Here is a 19,086-nt window from a genome sequence, read left to right on the forward strand (position 1 = left end):
GCAGCAAGCAAATAAAAGAGCATGACCTCGCCTTCCCGGCGGGCGCCATGCTCTTTGTTCAAAGTTCAGGCTAGCGGTTCATCGCCAGCCGTGTTTTTGAAATAATCTTGCGAATGCTTTCTTCAGATAAGTGGTACCTCTGCTGCAGCTCGTTCACCGAGCAGCCGCTGCTGTGACTGCAGAAAATTTCCTCGTTGCGGCTGGCAATCTCTTGCCTGGAGCCGCTGTTCTCGCCCCATCTTACCCGCTCTTCCGTTTTCTTCGGGATGTAGAGCAGTTCACCCTGGATGTATCCCTGTAGCTCTTCGAGCAAACCCGGGGGGAGCACATCCTTTCCATTTACATAACTCACGTACCGTTTCCTCCTTCAACAGGTGTGTTCCCTTGTGTCCGATCACTGCGCTGTTCATCAGCTTCATGTCACCTGCCTCCTTTCTTCTCCTCAAATTTGGTAAAACCGTAATTTCATTATATAAAACCCTGTGGTTAGCGTCTACATTCAATGTGATGTACTCTTCATAAATGATAAGGAGGCCTCGCGGCCCCCTCATATACAGGCTTCCGTACTAGACGGAAACCACCTCGTATTCTGAAATCATTTCAATCAGCCTCCTTCCAGAAGTAATCTTGCCCGGCCGGACACTTATTATTAAGCCATAGGGAAGCCCCGGTTACAAGTTCAAAAATAGTTATAATCGTTCTCCACCAGAAGAAGTAAGATGTTTCCCGTTCACGGATGAAGGTATAATAAGAGCAGACCGCACATGAAAGGAGTATTCAAGCTGAGATGAAAGCAACTGAAGGACTATACAAACTCATTGGCGCCAAGCGCGTTAATGCCAATCCATCTGAGACTGGGCTTCACAAGTCAGATCAGCATACACTCCTCATAGGGATCAAAGGCAGCGGAGAAGTTGAAGCAAAGGGCTATTTGTCTGCGCTGCGTCCTTGCGATGTGCTGCTGCTGCTCCCTGGAACATTATGGCGCCTGCTTGTGAAGGATCAGCAATCTTTGGAATACTGCTACTTCACCTTTGATGTGTATTCAGAGAATGATCAGTATACGCTTCAGCGGGGTGAGCTGGAGGCCGGTATTTATCCGCCCATACCATGGCCTGAAGCAGCACAGAGGGCCTGCACGATCTGCTCGGGCTGGCAGGCAGGTGAATGGGAGCGGATGGAATCGACTATCCGGTTTCAGGAGCTGCTGCTTCATCTATGGCGGCCAGTAAAGAACGGGATAGTGAAAGACAATGCTTCAGCCGGGGCGATCAGCCAGTCCAAGACCTATATCGATACTCATTTCAGACATTCCTTAACCCGGGAAAAGCTTGCCCGAATGACAGGAATGAGCGTGGCCCATTACTCCCGGCTGTTCAAGAAACAGGTAGGACAAAGTCCAATGGAGTACCTGAACGCTGTCCGCATTCAGAATGCAGGCGATTTGCTGCTCCGTTCTGAAATCACACTCCGTGAAGCTGCGAACCGGGTGGGCTACCAGGACGAGTTCTACTTCAGCCGTAAATTCAAAGCAGCTACCGGTATCCCGCCAACCGTATATGTCAAAAAACAACGCATGTCCACACAGATTGCTTCCATAGCCCATCCTTACACTTCCCATTTGCTGGCGCTGGGCTTAACGCCTTATGCGGCGCTGGTCAACCCTTCATACGGCCCCGTCTCCGGCTTGAATAATGTAATCAGCCTAGGGCATGATCAGCCTGACATTGACAGTCTGGTCCAAGCCCGCCCAGAGTTGATTATCAGCTTCGAGCAATCGGATTACGCGGAACCGGACAAAGCCGCTTTGTTCCCTCACATTGCACCAACCTGCACCGTGCCATTTAAAGGCGACTGGCGTGAGCATTTCCAAATGATTGCGAGAGCGGTGAACCGTCTGGAGATCGCGCAGCAGTGGCTGGCGGGGTATGAAGTGCTCGCTGAAAGACTGCGGACAAGGGTTAGGGAAAAGATAGGAGACAGGAAGGTTGCAGTAGCACAATATGAGAAAGGCAGCTTCCGCTTGTTCGGCAGTCGAAATTTGGGTACAGTGCTCTATAACGATCTACAGCTCTCCAGACCCCGTCAATTAATGAACGTGGAACATTCTGTCCTCCTTACTCCAGAACAGCTCACGGAATGCAGCATTGACCATCTGATACTATTCACATCCTGCGACGCTCTACAGCGTACCGCGATCCATCGCTCGCTTGCCTCACAAGTGGCATGGAAGGACCTAAAAGCCGTTCAAAAAGGACATATCTATGAAATCGGGGATTCCAGCCGCTATTCGTGCTACACCTCCTTGGCCCACGATTTATTCCTGCGCCGTTCAAGCGAATTGCTCATGAGCCAAATGTCCAGATGATGAGCATATTTGTCCATGGCCCCCTTGCAGACCACTCCTTATAATAAGTATTGATAATGATTATCAAACTCATTTATGAAAGGTGTGTGGCTTGTGCTTCCAAGCATTCGTAGGTTTAATCACAAATTTAATCGGGGAGCCATCGGCCTGATTGCAGTTTTAATGCTGGGGCTCACCGTCGGATGCAGCAACAGCAGGAATAACGGAAATGCGGCAGAGGCAGCAGCCCCTTCCCCATCACCTGCCAATACGGCAGAGCATTCAGAAACCCGGATCATCTCGACAATCAAAGGGGATATAGAAATTCCGGCACATCCGAAGAAAGTCGCGGGCATGCTCTATGTTTTTGCAGACCACTTACTAGCACTCGGAATTGAACCGCATGCCTTGGTTACATACAATGACCTGGGATTCCCCGAATACTTGGCAGACCGGATGAAGGATACTATCGCCATCGGTTCGGGTGAAGCTCCAAATCTGGAGGCACTGCTTGAAGCGGAGCCAGATCTTATTCTTGCCTCAAAGACACTGAATGAAGCTAATTATGAGCAGCTGTCCAAGATCGCGCCAACAATTCTTTTTGACAACGAGAATGAAGAGGATTGGACAAGATTCCGGCAGACCGCAGAGATCTTCGGGAAAGAAGCTGAGGCTGACCAGATCCATACCGATTATGAAGCCAAGGTAGCCAAGGTAAAAGATGAGCTGGCTGCTGTTGCCCCCAATGAGACCGTCGCTTATCTGCGGGTGCAGGACAAGCAGCTGCAACTAATACAACCCGGTGACAACTTCACGTTATTCGGCCCGCTTGGATTGACTCCAGCTTCTGTTGAAGGTATAGATTTCAAGGATTCCTGGAATGTAGCCATCTCAGAGGAAGTTCTACCTGAACTGAATCCCGACCGTATGTTCATTATTCTCCGGCCTGGTGAGAGTAATAAGACAGCGCTCGATAATATTATGAGCACTTCAATCTGGGCGAACCTTACGGCCGTCAAGAACAAGCATGTGTATATCGGAGATGCGAATCTATGGTTTGCAGGCTATGGCCCAATCGGTCTGAGTAATGTCATCGACGAAATTTCGGGTGCTTACTCACCGGAATCTTAAGGGACGCTGCCATGAACCATTCAGACAGCCAGCTTATACAGACGATACGCGGGAGAAGAACAATACAGGAATTCAATGGTGTCCCTATTGCCCAAGAAACCCTAATGGACCTGCTGGACAACGCGGTCTGGGCACCATTTCACTCCACAAAAGAGCCATGGCGGTTCATCCTTTTCGTTGGAAATGGCCGGGCAAAGTTTGCTGATGCAGTACTGGCGGCACGCTCCGCAGCATTCGCCCAACAGTATGGCGCACAAATCTATGATGCGTATTGCAGCCAAACCCCGGCCCATCTTGTCGTGGTGATGAAAAGCGATCTTCCCGGAAAAGCCTGGGAGGAAGCTCTCGCAGCGACAGCCGCCCTGATTCAAAACATCCAGCTGTTGGGTTGGGAACAGGGGATCGGAATGGTATGGAAAACAGCCGCCTTCAACGAAGCCTCCTCCTTTCGGGCAGCATTAGGCGTCTCAACGGCTGAAAAGGTGGTCGGCACCCTGCATATGGGATATTTCGATCCCAAGAACCAGCCCGCTCCCAAACCGCGCACAGCTGCAGCAGACCTGCTTACGGTCATAAAAGATTGAAAAAAAGGGATCAAGTACAAGCTGGCCAGCTTGTATTTGATCCCTTTTTTATGCACCCATTTTACGTTCTCGCAATGGATGGAAGTGCAGAAACGCGAAAAATCGAGCCAAGGCCGCCCGGTATCTACCCTGCGCAGTCTTGGCTCGAGTATTATATGATTTCTGGCTCCGGCCACCCTAGTGCAGTCCCATCCCCATTCCGAAGATACGTCGGAAGGCTGCCGCCATGCAGCATCCACAGCTCGTGGAGTGCACGGGTACAGCCTACATACATCAGCTTCGCATCCCAGGCCGCATCGCCGTAATGGTCCGAATCGGCATCAGCGAGGATTACAGCATCGAACTCCAGCCCCTTGGACAGGTAGACCGGCAGCACGGACAGCCCGCCCCGGTATTCGGTCATGCTGCCGTCGATCAGATGAATATCATCGAACAACCCGGCAAGCTCTGTGTACAGCTCTGCGGCTTCCCGCAGGCTGCGGGTCAATACAGCCACTGTCCGGTATTCCCGGCCCGAGAGCGATGCCAGCGCCGTTCTAACGGCCTCCATGCGGCTGTCCCCGTCTGCTGTATGCTCCGGCTTCTCTTCTACATATGGAATCAGCCGAACCGGATTTCCGCTGCGGAAGACGGGTACGGCCAACAGGCTGCTGCCGACTCCGGCGGACAGAATGCCGTTGGCGAATTCGATAATCTCCATGGTTGAACGGTAGCTGCGCGTCAGCGCATGGTAAGCTGTGTGCTCAGGGGCGAACAGCGTCTGCATTTCTTCCCAGGCATGCACGCCTTTATAAGCATGAATCCCCTGGGACAAATCGCCCAGAATGGTAAAGGAATGACCTTTTACATACAAATCCAGTACTGCAATCTGAAAAGGTGAAAAATCCTGCGCTTCATCAATAACAATATGGTCAAAACGGCTGCTGCCTTCATTTCCGTTCAGCAAATAATGAATGTACAGCAGCGGAGGCAGATCCTCTTCATGCAAGATACCTTTTTTGAGGTCCTTGACCGTCAGCTTCAGCACACCTTGCGGAATTCTGTCCGGCGCCTCTGGCGGCCAATCCTCAGGGACCTTTACGGCACGGAAAATCTGCTTGTAGATCATCAGCGGATCATACTTCGGCCATTTTGTGCTGTAGGCCTTTTCGCGCGCCGCACTTTTCTTCTTCCGGTCCTTAAGTGCCGCAGCCGAGGGGCTCTTCTTCAGCTCCATTTCAATCCAGCGGTGAATCCGCGCCATGACCCGTTCCTTGCGCTTGGCCGGCGGATACGGAGCGTACTCCTCATTATGCCAGCGCAAAATCATGGACCGGCGCAGCACTGAGCCTTCCCAGGGACTGAAGTCGCCTTCCGGCACCGCACCGTTCTCCAGGAGGCCAATAGCAGACTCAATAATTCCCATCAGGGCAGTCGATCCCTTGAAACGGCCTGGTGTTTCTTCCGTAATCTCCGGCATACCGCCTTCGCGTTCAAACCAAAGATTCATAGTATCTGCAGCATTCTGCTCGGGCAGCACAACCCCCAGCACATCTGCTGCCCAGTCCGGGAAGGTGCTCTGGGCGATATTGCCGACGCCAAGCTCCGGCAGCACATCCGAAATATAATCCAGGAACATCCGGTTTGGCGCAAAAATAATCATTTTCTCCGCTGATACCTGATCCTTGTATTGATACAGCAGGAACGCCAGCCGGTGCAGAGCGACCGTGGTTTTCCCGCTGCCCGCCACGCCTTGGATAATGAGCGCGGTGTTCTTTGCCGCCCGGATAATCCTGTCCTGCTCCTCCTGAATCGTTGAGACGATATCACGGAGCCGGTTGTCCTTGTTCTCACCCAGCCGGTAGACGAGAAATTCATCCGATACGGCCGGAGCATCGCTGTCGCGGTTATAGGTATCTGCCACCCGCTCCAGAATCTGCTTGCGGATCACTACGTTTCGCTTCAGGTACACCAGCCCTTCGATCAGCCCCTCCGGAGCTTCGTAGGAGGCCGGTTCCGTCCCGCCGGTAAACGAATAGAACAGGCTCGCTACCGGAGCACGCCAGTCGATCACCAGCGGACGGTCGCTTACCTGTTCCCGGTCTACACCGATTTTACCGATATAGAGCGCCTTGCGTTCATCCTCATCCTTGCCCTGAAAATCAAGCCGTCCGAAATAAGGCTCCTGCCGCAGCTTGGCAAGATCTTTGCGCCGCTGCTCCCTTGAGTCCTCCAGCACCTGCTCCGTATACTCATGCCCAGTGTATACCGGAATGCCCCGCAGTCTCTCAAGAACGGTGTCAATCTCCGTAAGCGCGCTGTTCAGCCTGTCTTCTTCCTCTTGATAGGCACTTTGAAAGTTGTCCTCCAATTTCAGTTACCTCCTAAAAGTCTATGGGCATACGCTTGCTCCCGGCAAGCGCACACCCTGATTTGCCCCGTGCAAGACTGGCTTCACTCACACAAAAAGGATATTCATCATATCACAACAGATTCTGGAATACCATCCCTTTTGAACCAAGCAGAAGCGGTTTCTGTTTCTGCTCCGAATAGACTATCCCATCAAAGCATGCAGCACAAAGTTGGCCACAAACAAACCGGCGATGCCATACAGCGCGGGCGGAACCTCTTTGCCTTTGCCCATAGCCAGCTTCACAATCGGGTAGGTGATGAAGCCAAAGGCCATGCCGTCCACGATACTGTAGGTGAACGGAATCATCACCATAATCAGGAATGCAGGGAACAGCTCGGTCAAGTCGCTGAGATCCATCTCGCGTACGCTCTGCACCATCAGGCCGCCGATGACAATCAGAATCGGCGCAATGGCGCTGTCCGGCACATAGGCCAGCAGCGGGATGAACAGAAACGTGGCACTGAACAGGAGGCCAGTGACAAGCGAGGTCAGGCCGGAGCGGCCGCCTGCAGCAATCCCTGCCGTAGATTCAGCAGCTGCAACCACAGGGCTGCTGCCGAACAGGCCGGCAGCGATATTGGCGATGGATAGCGCACGGAGGCTGCTTTTAAAGCGCTCCGGACGGCCTGCCATTAGCGTCTGGGACGAGATGAGGCCGATATTTTCAAACACGACAATCAGCAGCAGCAGGAATACAGCGATCCAGAAGACCAGGCTGATCCCCCGGCTCCAGTCCATTCCGGCAAACACATCACCATATCCAGCGAAGATATGCCCTGAATCTGTCTTCTCCGGTACATGGGCTGCCCCCAGCAAGTAAGCCAGACCCGTACCAGCCAGCATACTGATCAGAAGTCCGCCCCTTGTACCGCGGATGAACAGCACCAGCGCAAGAATAAGAGTCACACAGGAGGTGATAACAGCCGGATTACTAAAGTGGCCGATGGCGACAAAGGTCGTGCGATGGGCAATAACGATGCCGCTTTTTTGCAGACCGATAAACGTCAGAAACAGCCCGATCCCGACCGTAATCGCATGCTGGAGATTATGGGGAATCGCATCGCTCAAAATCCGGTACAGCGAGGTAAATGCCACAATGGCGAACAGCACTCCTGTTACGACTACTACTGCGAGCGCTTCACGCCAGTCCAGCTTCATGGAATGCACCAGCGTATAGGTGAAAAAAGCATTGATGCCCATACCCGGCACTACAATAATCGGCGTTTTACCGCCAAAAGCCATCAGGAGACAGCCTGCAACTGCCGTCAGAAGTGTTGCCACCATCCCTGCCCGCAGCGGCATCCCTGCATCATGCAGAATTGCCGCGTTGACCATCACAATATATACAGAAGCAAAATAGGACAGAATACCTGCCGAGAGTTCCCTTTTCCAGTTGTCGCCCGGCTCCAGACCTACACTATTTCGCCAAAACTTCGATTTCATAAAAAAACCTCCACTAATCATTGAATCACGGGTAAGCCTCTGTTGCATTAATAAACCGCAAGTGGAAACGGCTTCGCCGTCCTTTTAAGGACGGTATCCGTTACAGCGAGAAATATAAGGATAATTTATAGCATGAAACATATAAATTCTTATATTTCAATAAAAGGGCGTAAACAGCCGGATGGCGGCTGTACGCCCTTTGTTCTACAAATCATTCATTCCCCAGTATCTTGCGGTCATCCTTCTTAATCAGCGCATCTTATACAGTGATGCCGCCTGCCTCCAGCAAGTCGCGTACGGTGACACTAACCATAATGAGACCAACAACAGGGGGCACAAACGAGTTGCTGGCCGGAGGTTGTTTGGCTTTGCGACGGTCCGGTGCATTGGCGGGAACAATCTGTTCTGTAACATCCTCACGCGGCTTCACCGGTTCTTCCGTTGAGAACACAACCTTAACGCCTTTCTTGATACCTTCCTTGCGCAGCTTCTGGCGTACGACACGGGCAATCGGGTCCATGCTGGTCTTTGAAATGTCAGCCACCTGAAAACGGGTTGGATCCATTTTGTTGGCTGCGCCCATGCTTGAAATCATTGGGATTCCCCGGGCCAGGCATTCCTTGATGATATGAATCTTATAGATAATAGTATCCGAAGCATCGATTACAAAATCAGGATTATACTTGAACAGCTCCTCATACGTTTCCTCCGTATAGAACATGTTCAGCGCAATCGCTTCACATTCCGGATTGATCAGCTTGATGCGCTCCACCATCAGATCTGTTTTGTTCTGGCCTACAGTTGTGGTTAGCGCATGGATCTGGCGGTTGATATTCGTGATATCAACCGTATCCTTGTCTATGAGGATAATCCGGCCGATTCCGGTGCGGGCCAGAGCTTCAACTGCCATAGCACCCACACCGCCGATTCCAAGCACTGCCACTGTGCTATTTTTCATGATCTCCAGACCTTCTGGTCCAATAGCCAGCTCCGTACGTGAGAACTGATGCAGCATAACGTACAGCCTCCTAAAAGTATTGTGAGCATAGCTTCCTGAAGCTAACTATGGTTTATTTCTTTTCTTTGTCTGGCTTAGGAGCCAGTCTAATGTGAAGCTGCTCCAATTGACTAGCGTCTACCGGTGCAGGTGCATCCATGAGCAGATCGGTTGCACTTGCCGTTTTCGGGAAGGCAATCGTTTCACGCAGATTGGTACGGCCAGCCAGCAGCATAATCAGACGGTCGAATCCAAACGCGATTCCGCCATGCGGAGGCGTGCCGTATTCGAAGGCATCCATCAGGTAACCGAATTTCTCATAGGCTACTTCTGTTGTGAAGCCAAGGGCATCGAACATTTTCTCCTGAACATCGCGCTTGTATATACGCTGCGAGCCGCCGCCGACTTCATAGCCGTTAAGCACAATATCATAGGCTTGCGCGCGGATAGCACCAGGATCAGTGTCGAACAAATGCAGGTCTTCGTCCATAGGACGGGTGAACGGGTGGTGTTCCGCTACATAACGCTTTTGGTCTTCATCATAGCCGAGAAGCGGGAACTCAGTTACCCAAGCAAATTTGAATACACTGTCATCGATCAAGCCAAGCTGGCGGCCGATCTTCAGGCGCAGCGCCCCAAGCACATCTGCCACAACTTTCTTATTGTCAGCCGAGAAGAGCAGAAGGTCACCTTCTTCAGCGCCTGTGCGCTCCTTCACAGCAGCGATCTCTTCTTCCGTGAAGAACTTGACGATTGGACCTTTGAATTCGCCGTCTTTCACTTGAATCCAAGCCAGGCCTTTCGCGCCGTAACGTGCAGCATAAGGTCCCAGGTCATCGATCTCCTTACGGGTCCAGGTGCCGCAGCCTTTGGCGTTGAGGCACTTCACTTCTCCGCCCTTTTCAATGACAGAGGCGAACACTTTCACACCGCTGGCGGCTACGATATCGTTCATTTCTACCAGTTCGAGACCAAAACGCAGGTCCGGCTTATCCGAACCATATTTGCCTATAGCTTCAGCATAGGTCAGACGCTGGAACGGAGTGGAGACTTCTACGCCAATTGTTTCTTTCAGAAGACGCTGCATCAGCGATTCCATCATGGACAGGAGTTCGTCCTGAGGCATAAATGAGGTCTCGATGTCGAACTGGGTGAATTCCGGCTGACGGTCCGCGCGAAGGTCCTCATCACGGAAGCAGCGGGCCATCTGGTAATAGCGTTCAATGCCGCCAACCATCAGCAGCTGCTTGTAGATTTGCGGCGACTGCGGAAGCGCGAAGAATTCACCGTCATGCACCCGGCTTGGCACCAGATAATCACGTGCGCCTTCCGGGGAGCTTTTGGTCAGTATCGGGGTTTCGATATCGATAAAACCTTCGCTGTCCAAGAAGTCGCGGAAGATTTTGGCCGCTTTGGAACGGAGCAGCATGGTCTTGTACATTTCCGGACGGCGCAGGTCGAGGTAACGGTATTTCATGCGCAGGGACTCATCGACTTCCACCCCATCTTCAATGAAGAATGGAGGCGTCTTGGCTGCATTCAGCACTTCGATTTCTGTAATCTGTACTTCAATCTCGCCGGTAGGCAGATTGCGGTTAATGGTTTCTTCATCTCTCTTCACAACTTTACCCGTAACGGACAGCACATATTCACTGCGAACCTTGTCAGCAGTCTGCAGCGCTTCACCGGAGTAGTCCGGGTTGAACACAATTTGCACAATCCCGCTGCGGTCGCGCAGGTCGATAAACAGCACGCCCCCCAAATCGCGGCGGGTCTGCACCCAGCCGTTCAGTGTTACCGTCTCACCAATATGCCCTAATGTCAGCTGTCCACAGTTATGACTTCTACTCATAATTTATCCTACCCCTTTATGGTTAAAATACATTTGGTTGCATTAATTGCTGTGCATTCCTATCCATGTCAATCCTAAGTCAGTGATGCCGCCAGGTCTTCCAGTTTCACAGTCCGCTGTTCACCTGTTTCCATCGATTTCAGGGCTATTACGCCGCTGCTCAGCTCATCTTCGCCCAGAATCGCTGTATACCGTGCATTCATGCGGTCCGCCGATTTCATCTGCGCCTTCATCTTGCGACCAAGGTAATCCCGTTCCGCAGAATATCCCAGGCTTCGCAGCGTGAACAGCTGCTTTGTAATCTCCATGTCTGCGGCTTCACCGAGAGCGACAAAATACACATCCAGCGGCTTGGCCGGCTCCAGCTCAACACCCTGGTTTTCCAGAATCAGCAGAATTCGCTCCAGTCCGATTCCGAAGCCGATGCCCGGCTGATCCGGCCCGCCGATTTCTTCCACCAGACCGTTGTAGCGGCCGCCGCCGCCAACAGTATCAATAGAGCCGATACCTGCCGCTTTATATTCAAACGCGGTATGCGTGTAATAATCAAGACCACGTACAAGACGGGGGTTAATGCTGTATTCAACACCCATAACATCCAGATGTGCTTTGACCCGCTCAAAATGTGTGGTGCATTCCTCATCCAGACTATCGAGAATGGACGGTGCGCCGCCAAATTTATCCTGGTCCACCTTGCAGTCCAGCACGCGCAGCGGGTTACGTTCCATCCGGCGCTGACAGTCACTGCACAGGGTATCCCGCATCGGCCGCAGGAAGTTCAGGAGTTTCTCGCGGTAAGCCGCACGGCTAGGCGCATTCCCTACAGAATTCAGCTCCACCTTCACATCCTTCAATCCCAGATCCTTGTAGAACTGATAGCCCATCGATACCACTTCTGCGTCAATGGCCGGATCCACCGCTCCAAAGGCTTCTATGCCAAACTGGTGGAACTGGCGGTATCTTCCTGCCTGCGGCCGTTCATAACGAAACATAGGTCCGATATAATACAGCTTGCTGACATCCGGTTCACCATAGAGCTTGTTCTGAACATAGGCACGGACTACACCGGCTGTTCCTTCCGGACGAAGCGCCAGATCGCGGTCGCCCTTATCCTTGAAGGTGTACATTTCACCTTCCACGATGTCTGTTGTTTCCCCCACACCGCGTTCAAAGAGCCCTGTGTGCTCGAACATCGGTGTGCGGATCTCACGGTAATTGAAGCGCCGGCAGAGATCTCTCGCCTTGCTCTCTACAACCTGCCATTTCTCCACTGCACCCGGAAGCACATCCTGCGTGCCCGTAGGCTTCTCAAATCTTTCCTTTGCCACAGCCAATCCCTCCTGAAAATAACAAAAAATCCCTCGTCTCTGTTTGTAACAAACAGGGACGAGGGATTATCATAACCAATAATTCACCCGTGGTACCACCCACATTCCGGATTCAGGATAAATCCCTAAACCCGCTCTAAGCGGTTAACGCCCGCCTACGCGCTCCGGCTACTGACCTGCGGCAATCCTGTGATTGCCTGCTTTCGCCGTGCGTTCTCGGGGAAGTCATTCATCCGTTCATCAACAGAATCCTTACAGCCAGCGCGTAAACAGTTTGTTAATCCTTCTAATGGACTACAGCTGATTCAGCGGGGATTCTTCTCTGGGGTTGTGGGTTACGGATTACTTGGTCCCGTCATCAAAACACTATAACATATCGTATATTGTTAGATTCTACTGAACCACTGCGCTAAAGTCAAGGCATGGAACAAAATACATCCTCACGAAGCCCCCCCTGAACTCTTGGAAAAAAAATGACCTGCAGCCGATTGCTGCAGGTCCATCATCATATATTATTAAAAAGGGGGTCATGCTTCTATTATAAACACGCTATATTAAGGAATCATGAATGAAATATTACGGTTACATTACAGAAAAGAAAGCGTTTTATTTTCCGGGACATTCCCCAGATCTTGCCCACAAATTACTTTACACTACAACATTATTCTCTGTCCAGAGATATAGTACAACTTTTGCGTTTCAACAAAGGAAAAAACTCCGCGAGCCCTTTTTGAAGGGTCACGGAGCCTTTCAGATGTTCAGCATACTTCTTTCCCAAATACAGCTCTTGTCTGGAGACAGTTAGCCTAAACATTAACCTTCAAAAATCTCTACAAAGGCATGTTTGCCCCGCAGAACCTCTACGACCTCATTATGCTTTTCTTCAGGTACTTTGAGGGCCATCACATAACGCAGATCGTCCAAATCACGGTCCTCTGCATCCGATCCGCTGCGCACATCACCGGCACTGCGTGCATCCGTGTTGTCGTCTAGATCATTGTCCACCGGGATGCCCGGTACGATGGCCGCGCCAGAAAGAGATCCTGTTGCGCCTGCAACCCCAAAAGCCCCGCCGGCCATGGCTGAATTGTTGTAAGGCACCAGCGGCAGCAGAATATTACGGCTGCGGTGGTCTCCTTTGTCCAGAGGATCTGTTAATGGAGATACTTCTATGCCTTCCACACCGTAAGGGATCAAAGCTGTCTTCGCACCTTCCGCCTCACTTTCGGTTCTGAAATACGCTTGAATTCTTGTAGTCATAGTCGTTCCCTCCTTATGAATAGTATTACAACACCTTAAGCAGCTCACGCACAAATGCGGGCTCATCCTTGGGTGTGCATGAGGTAATGTAATTGCGGTCAAGCGTTAGTCACATCATCCTTGAGCGGAGGATATGAAGTTACCACGGTCCTGCAACAGATCAGCACTGATCAGAATTTGCGGATCATTACAGATAGATGCAACAGGTTTCCGTCTTCGTCTTTCTATTACCCGCATTGACAGGCTTTCTAACGACACAGGAACAACTCCGGAATATTTACCTTCAAGAACGAAGCCGTGAACGGAAGAAACACACAGGAAAAACCGCACTCCCCTGCACCTCAGGTGCGCGGCAAAAGACTGCGGCTGTTTCCTTTTAACACCTGAGGTTCTCTATAATCTTCCGAACCCTTGGCTGCCGCCATAGCTTCAGCACAGCAGCCTGCACTGTATGCAGGAATGCTGCTCCAGCTCCGCGACTTTTCTGATTGTCTCATAACCTGATTCCCCGCTATCTGCAAATACTCGATCCCTTCTAGTTTATCCAGCCCAAGTAGGGTCTATCCGTACGAAAGAAGGGGGGCCCTCGAAACCAGATATCTCTACAAAAACAAAAAAAGTGCCTCACGCCAATTCCTCACGGAATTTCGTATGACACTTTGGATCATTCAATACCTGTTGATTCTGTGTGTTCATTTCGATACTAAATTGCTTAGCCACGGCTGTCCAGCAGAAGCGTTACCGGCCCCCAGTTGGTCAGCGACACATCCATCATTGCGCCAAAGACACCAGTCTCCACCCGCAGTCCTCCGGCTCTCAGCTCTTGATTAAAGTAATCATACAGCCGCTCTGCCTCAGCAGGCGCAGCCGCGGCCATAAAGTTCGGACGGCGGCCTTTGCGGCAGTCTCCATATAGTGTGAACTGAGACACGGACAATATGGCCCCTCCTGTATCAGTGACACTGAAGTTCATCTTACCGGCCTCATCCTCAAAAATGCGTAGTCCGGCTATTTTATCTGCCAAATACTTGGCGTCCTTCTCTGTATCCTCATGGGTAACGCCGACCAGCAGCATCAGGCCTTCACCAATTGCTCCGGTCACAGCACTGTCTACGCTCACCCTGGCTTCCTTGCAGCGCTGCACTACAACTCTCATTACACCTTTCAGCTCCTTGCCCTATCCTGAAATAACGATGTCCGAACGGAGGACATGGTTATGGTAGCCTCGAATTTGGCCAAGCCAAATTGAGAGCCATCTATGAAACCTCTTCGTCTGAAGTGCCGCAAAGGTGCGGCATGGATGCTTACTGCATAATGCGGTTTACTGTGTATACATCCTTGACCCGCTTCACCTTATCGACCACAGACTGCAAATGATCGGTGTTGCGGATCAGAATCGTCATATGAATCATCGCCATTTTGTTCTTGTCGCTTCGTCCGGTGACGGCCGAAATATTCGTCTTGCTCTCTGACACGGCCTGCAGCACTTCATTGAGCAGTCCATTGCGGTCATGTCCGGTAATCTCAATATCCACGCTGTAGTTGGCCTCCATGCTGCCTTCCCATTCCACTTCGATCACGCGTGCCGATTCTTCGCCGTCCCCTTCAGTAGGAATATTGGGACAGTCCTCACGATGGACGGAAACGCCGCGGCCGCGGGTCACATAGCCGATAATATCGTCGCCTGGCACCGGATTACAACATCGTGCAAAACGGACAAGCAGATTATCAATGCCCTTTACCCGCACTCCGTTGGTCGGCTGATTACGCTTCTCCCCGCTGGACTTGATTTCTTTCATTTGGGAAGTTAGTTCCAGATGGCCGGCTGCTTCTTCCTGTTCCTTGCGCAGCTTCTCTGTAAGCTTGGAAGCAATTTGCGCGGCGGTAATTCCGCCAAATCCCACTGCCGAGAGCAAATCCTCTACATCATTGAACGCGAACTTCTTGGCCACTTCCGACAATTTGTCTTCCGTCAGCCAATCCGAAACTTCCACGTTCAGACGCTTCAGCTCGCGTTCAATCGCTTCCCGGCCCTTTTCAACGTTCTCCTCGCGTTTCTCCTTCTTGAACCATTGCTTGATCTTGCTGCGGGCATGAGAGGATTGGGCAATCTTCAGCCAGTCACGGCTCGGGCCGTAAGAGTTCTTCGAGGTTAAAATCTCAACGATGTCCCCGGTCTTCAGCTTATGGTCCAGCGGCACAATACGCCCGTTCACCTTGGAGCCGATCGTCCGGTTCCCGACCTCTGTATGAATCCGGAAAGCAAAGTCAAGCGGTACAGAACCTGCCGGGAGCTCCACAACCTCACCCTTAGGGGTAAACACAAATACGAGATCGGAGAAAAAATCCATCTTGAGTGATTCTACAAACTCCTCGGCATCCTTTGCTTCATGCTGGAGCTCCAGAATCTCGCGGAAAAATGGCATACGGTTCTCCGGATTGACATTATTACTGCTGCCTTCTTTGTAAGCCCAATGGGCTGCGATCCCGAACTCGGCCGTACGGTGCATCTCCCATGTGCGGATTTGCACTTCAGTCGGTTCTCCGCCCGGTCCCACCACGGTGGTATGCAGCGATTGGTACATGTTCGCTTTGGGCATGGCAATATAATCCTTGAAACGGCCAGGCATCGGCTTCCAAAGAGTATGAATTATGCCGAGTGTGGCATAACAATCCTTAATATTGTCGACGATAATGCGGATGGCAAGCAAATCATAAATTTCATTGAACTGCTTGTTCTTCGTATTCATCTTGTTATACACGCTGTAAATATGCTTTGGACGGCCCGAAAGATCGCCTTCGATGCCCATTTCGTCCAGTTTGGAACGGATACGGCCGATAACGCTGTCGATGAACTGCTCCCGTTCCGCACGTTTCTTGTGGACCAGGTTGGCAATACGGTAATACTGCTGGGGGTTCAAATATCGGAGGGCAATATCCTCCATCTCCCATTTGATCGCAGAAATCCCCAGCCGGTCCGCAATGGGGCAAAAAATTTCCAGTGTTTCATAAGAAATACGGCGCTGGCTTTCTTCCGACTGGTACTTAAGTGTACGCATATTGTGCAGACGGTCCGCCAGCTTGATCACAATGACCCGGATATCCTGAGCCATGGCGATGAACATCTTGCGGTAGTTCTCGTTCTGCTGCTCTTCCTTAGAGCGGAAACGAATCCGTTCCAGCTTGGTCAGTCCGTCCACCAGCATCGCGCAGGTATCGCCAAATTTCTCACGGATCTGCTCCAGAGAAACGGTCGTATCCTCTACAACATCATGCAACAGCGCTGCAATAATGGAAATGACATCCATTTGCATATTGACGACAATATCTGCGACCGCGAGCGGATGCAGAATGTATGGCTCCCCCGATTTCCGAACCTGCCCGTGATGAGCCTGATCGGCAAATTCATAAGCTTCCCGGATGCGGAGAAGATCTTTTTCTTTTATATAGGCGCCGGCCTTTTCGGTTAATTGCTCTATGCCCATTCTCGTCGTATCCGTTTCCTTTCTATAATAAAATGAACCCGCAAGCGTAACAGAATTTGCAGGTTCCATATGTTCCAAATCTGCGCTACCCGCAGTATAAAGTTGTCTATAATTATGACGCTTGCGATGGATTACGTCAACACTTGCCATAGCATGGCATCCGGGTAAGGAATAGTGTCAAGAATAGACAATTTCGTGGCACTTGCAAAATGTTGTTGTAAAAAGACGCCGTTCTATTTAATCTAGTAAAGGCGGTTTTTTGGAACCTCACATAAAATAGACATGAAAGAGAAGTGAATACCATTGCAACGTGAAATTCAAGTTAACCAAAAACTCCCTTGGGGCCCGGGTTTTCTGCTGAGTCTTCAGCATTTGTTCGCCATGTTCGGCAGCACGGTGCTTGTCCCTAACCTGTTCGGGGTAGACCCCGGCATGATCCTGCTGATGAACGGTATCGGCACACTGCTGTACATTCTGATCTGCCGCGGCAAAATTCCTGCATATCTCGGATCAAGCTTTGCCTTTATCTCTCCGGTGCTCAGTGTACTGGAAAAACACCAGGGAGATCACCAGCATGGATATTCGCTTGCACTGGGTGCTTTTATCGTAACTGGCGTGATCTTCATCCTTGTCGCATTGATTGTCCGTTACGCAGGAACCGGCTGGATTGATGTTGTGTTTCCTCCGGCGGTTATGGGCGCTATCGTAGCTACCATCGGACTGGAACTGGTACCCGTAGCGGCACGCATGTCTGGACTGATTGCTCCTGAAGGCGCGACCGACTGGACCCCTGATACCAAAGCTATAACCCTTTCCATGGTAACTCTGGGCGTAACTGTAATTGGCGCAGTGCTATTCCGCGGCTTCCCCAAAATCATTCATATCCTCATCGGTATCGTAACCGGTTATGTTCTGGCCTATATTATGCAAGTGGTGAATACAGACGCGATCTCAAGCGCGCATTTCTTTTCCCATCCCACCATTATTACCCCTTCTTTTGACTGGCAGGTTATCCTGACCATTATCCCGGTATCTCTTGTCGTCATTGTAGAGCACATTGGCCACTTGCTGGTTACCAGCAATATTGTCGGCAAAGATCTGACCAAAGATCCCGGGCTGGACCGTTCACTGATGGGTAACGGGATTTCCACTATTCTTTCCGGATTCCTTGGTTCTACCCCAAATACGACTTATGGTGAAAATATCGGCGTTATGGCGCTGACCAAAGTGTATTCGGTCTATGTGATCGCCGGTGCTGCAGTAATTGCGATTCTGCTCTCGTTCTCGGGAACATTCTCCTCCATCATTGCTAATATCCCGCAGCCTGTTATGGGAGGTGTCTCGCTGCTGTTGTTCGGTGTCATCGCAGCTTCCGGTCTGCGTATCTTTGTCGAACAAAAGGTTGATTTCTCAAAAGCAACCAACATGATTCTGGCAACTTTGGTTCTTGTAGTCGGTATTAGTGGTATTTCACTTACTATTGGCGGTGTAGTGCTTAAAGGCATGGCGCTAGCAACCATTGTCGGCATGGTTCTGTCCCTGCTATTCAAATTAATTGAAGTACTGGGCTTATCCAATGAGCAGGGCAGTGAAAAAACTACACATTAACAATAATTAATACGATATATATGCTGTATAAAAAAGCGGACTGCTGTCTATAATCGACAGCAGTCCGCTTTTTATTTCCCGGGAAAAGAACACCGGGTTTTAATTAGTCTTCGTAGGTAAGGAGCGAATGCACCCCGATGCCGGAAAGCTTATTCCGTCCGGCAAGCTGGGTCAATTCGATCAGGAAGGCCGCTCCGACCACATTGCCGCCCAGTTGCTCGATCAGGCTGACCGAAGTGGCAATGGTGCCTCCCGTTGCCAGCAAATCATCAGCAATAAGTACGTTTTGTCCAGGCTTGACCGCATCCGTGTGAACCGCCAGCGTATCTTTACCGTATTCCAGATCATACCCTACCTCAATCGTGTCATACGGCAGCTTGCCGCTTTTGCGGATCGGTACAAAACCGACACCCAGCGCGTAAGCAAGGGGTGCGCCAACCACAAATCCACGTGCTTCAGGGCCGGCAATCACGTCTATTTGCAGATGTGATACCAGAGCTTTCAGCTCATCAATCGCCCGGCGGTAAGCTTCGCCATCCTTAAGCAGGGTAGTAATATCTTTGAAGCTGATGCCCGGCTGCGGGAAATCCGGAATCACACGAATACTGTCTTTAAAATCCACACTATCATCTCCTCAAAAGTTTGTGAGCGTTACCTCA

15 protein-coding genes and 1 pseudogene are annotated in these 19,086 nt (G+C 51.0%); 4 read left to right on the top strand and 12 right to left on the bottom strand.

Features of this window, described 5'->3' with window-relative positions; translation table 11 throughout:
• Positions 1-70: 70 nt before the first annotated feature.
• Positions 71-352, bottom strand: coding sequence for a CD3324 family protein (locus ACTJKB_RS27925; protein ID WP_074101937.1), 282 nt, complete (start codon positions 350-352; stop codon positions 71-73).
• 435 nt (positions 353-787) lie between these two features.
• On the opposite strand from ACTJKB_RS27925, the gene ACTJKB_RS27930 reads away from it, so the two are divergent.
• From ACTJKB_RS27930 to ACTJKB_RS27940, 3 genes are all read left to right on the top strand, one after another.
• Positions 788-2,368 (top strand): helix-turn-helix domain-containing protein, encoded by a 1,581-nt coding sequence (locus ACTJKB_RS27930; RefSeq protein WP_440837579.1) that lies wholly within the window; start codon positions 788-790, stop codon positions 2,366-2,368.
• A 75-nt stretch (positions 2,369-2,443) separates the two neighbouring features.
• Positions 2,444-3,478 (top strand): ABC transporter substrate-binding protein, encoded by a 1,035-nt coding sequence (locus tag ACTJKB_RS27935; protein WP_440837580.1) that lies wholly within the window; start codon positions 2,444-2,446, stop codon positions 3,476-3,478.
• An 11-nt stretch (positions 3,479-3,489) separates the two neighbouring features.
• Positions 3,490-4,062, top strand: a complete 573-nt coding sequence (locus ACTJKB_RS27940) for a nitroreductase family protein (RefSeq protein WP_440837581.1) — start codon at positions 3,490-3,492, stop codon at positions 4,060-4,062.
• A gap of 151 nt (positions 4,063-4,213) precedes the next feature.
• Here ACTJKB_RS27940 and ACTJKB_RS27945 read toward each other — a convergent pair whose 3' ends face one another.
• From ACTJKB_RS27945 to ACTJKB_RS27990, 10 genes and pseudogenes are all read right to left on the bottom strand, one after another.
• Positions 4,214-6,412: a HelD family protein gene (locus ACTJKB_RS27945; protein ID WP_440837582.1), complete on the bottom strand. Its 2,199-nt coding sequence runs from the start codon at positions 6,410-6,412 to the stop codon at positions 4,214-4,216.
• Positions 6,413-6,595: 183 nt separating this feature from the next.
• Positions 6,596-7,897, bottom strand: coding sequence for an NCS2 family permease (locus ACTJKB_RS27950; RefSeq protein ID WP_440837583.1), 1,302 nt, complete (start codon positions 7,895-7,897; stop codon positions 6,596-6,598).
• Positions 7,898-8,156: 259 nt separating this feature from the next.
• Complete coding sequence (locus ACTJKB_RS27955) at positions 8,157-8,912, bottom strand: tRNA threonylcarbamoyladenosine dehydratase (RefSeq protein ID WP_074101942.1); 756 nt, start codon at positions 8,910-8,912, stop codon at positions 8,157-8,159.
• Between the two features lie 55 nt (positions 8,913-8,967).
• Positions 8,968-10,746, bottom strand: a complete 1,779-nt coding sequence (gene aspS, locus ACTJKB_RS27960; RefSeq protein WP_440837584.1) for an aspartate--tRNA ligase — start codon at positions 10,744-10,746, stop codon at positions 8,968-8,970.
• Positions 10,747-10,820: 74 nt separating this feature from the next.
• Positions 10,821-12,074, bottom strand: a complete 1,254-nt coding sequence (gene hisS, locus ACTJKB_RS27965; protein WP_440837585.1) for a histidine--tRNA ligase — start codon at positions 12,072-12,074, stop codon at positions 10,821-10,823.
• An 813-nt stretch (positions 12,075-12,887) separates the two neighbouring features.
• On the bottom strand, positions 12,888-13,334 hold the full coding sequence (locus tag ACTJKB_RS27970) for a hypothetical protein (protein WP_440837586.1): 447 nt from the start codon (positions 13,332-13,334) through the stop codon (positions 12,888-12,890).
• A 25-nt stretch (positions 13,335-13,359) separates the two neighbouring features.
• Positions 13,360-13,547 (bottom strand): annotated as a pseudogene (locus ACTJKB_RS27975) (DJ-1/PfpI family protein); the annotation flags it as partial.
• Between the two features lie 128 nt (positions 13,548-13,675).
• Complete coding sequence (locus ACTJKB_RS27980) at positions 13,676-13,831, bottom strand: hypothetical protein (RefSeq protein WP_440837587.1); 156 nt, start codon at positions 13,829-13,831, stop codon at positions 13,676-13,678.
• Positions 13,832-14,046: 215 nt separating this feature from the next.
• Positions 14,047-14,490 carry a D-aminoacyl-tRNA deacylase gene (dtd, locus tag ACTJKB_RS27985; protein WP_440837588.1) on the bottom strand — a complete coding sequence of 148 codons (444 nt, stop codon included), beginning with the start codon at positions 14,488-14,490 and terminating at the stop codon, positions 14,047-14,049.
• A gap of 148 nt (positions 14,491-14,638) precedes the next feature.
• Complete coding sequence (locus ACTJKB_RS27990; protein WP_440837616.1) at positions 14,639-16,819, bottom strand: RelA/SpoT family protein; 2,181 nt, start codon at positions 16,817-16,819, stop codon at positions 14,639-14,641.
• A gap of 303 nt (positions 16,820-17,122) precedes the next feature.
• Between ACTJKB_RS27990 and uraA the strand changes: the two genes are divergently transcribed.
• Positions 17,123-18,427 (top strand): uracil permease, encoded by a 1,305-nt coding sequence (uraA, locus tag ACTJKB_RS27995; protein ID WP_440837589.1) that lies wholly within the window; start codon positions 17,123-17,125, stop codon positions 18,425-18,427.
• Between the two features lie 103 nt (positions 18,428-18,530).
• Here uraA and ACTJKB_RS28000 read toward each other — a convergent pair whose 3' ends face one another.
• The gene (locus ACTJKB_RS28000; RefSeq protein ID WP_440837590.1) at positions 18,531-19,049 is read right to left on the bottom strand and encodes an adenine phosphoribosyltransferase; all 519 of its coding nucleotides are present in this window, start codon (positions 19,047-19,049) and stop codon (positions 18,531-18,533) included.
• Positions 19,050-19,086 lie beyond the last annotated feature (37 nt).

Source organism: Paenibacillus sp. 22594 (assembly GCF_052044425.1).
Lineage (GTDB): Bacteria > Bacillota > Bacilli > Paenibacillales > Paenibacillaceae > Paenibacillus_AQ.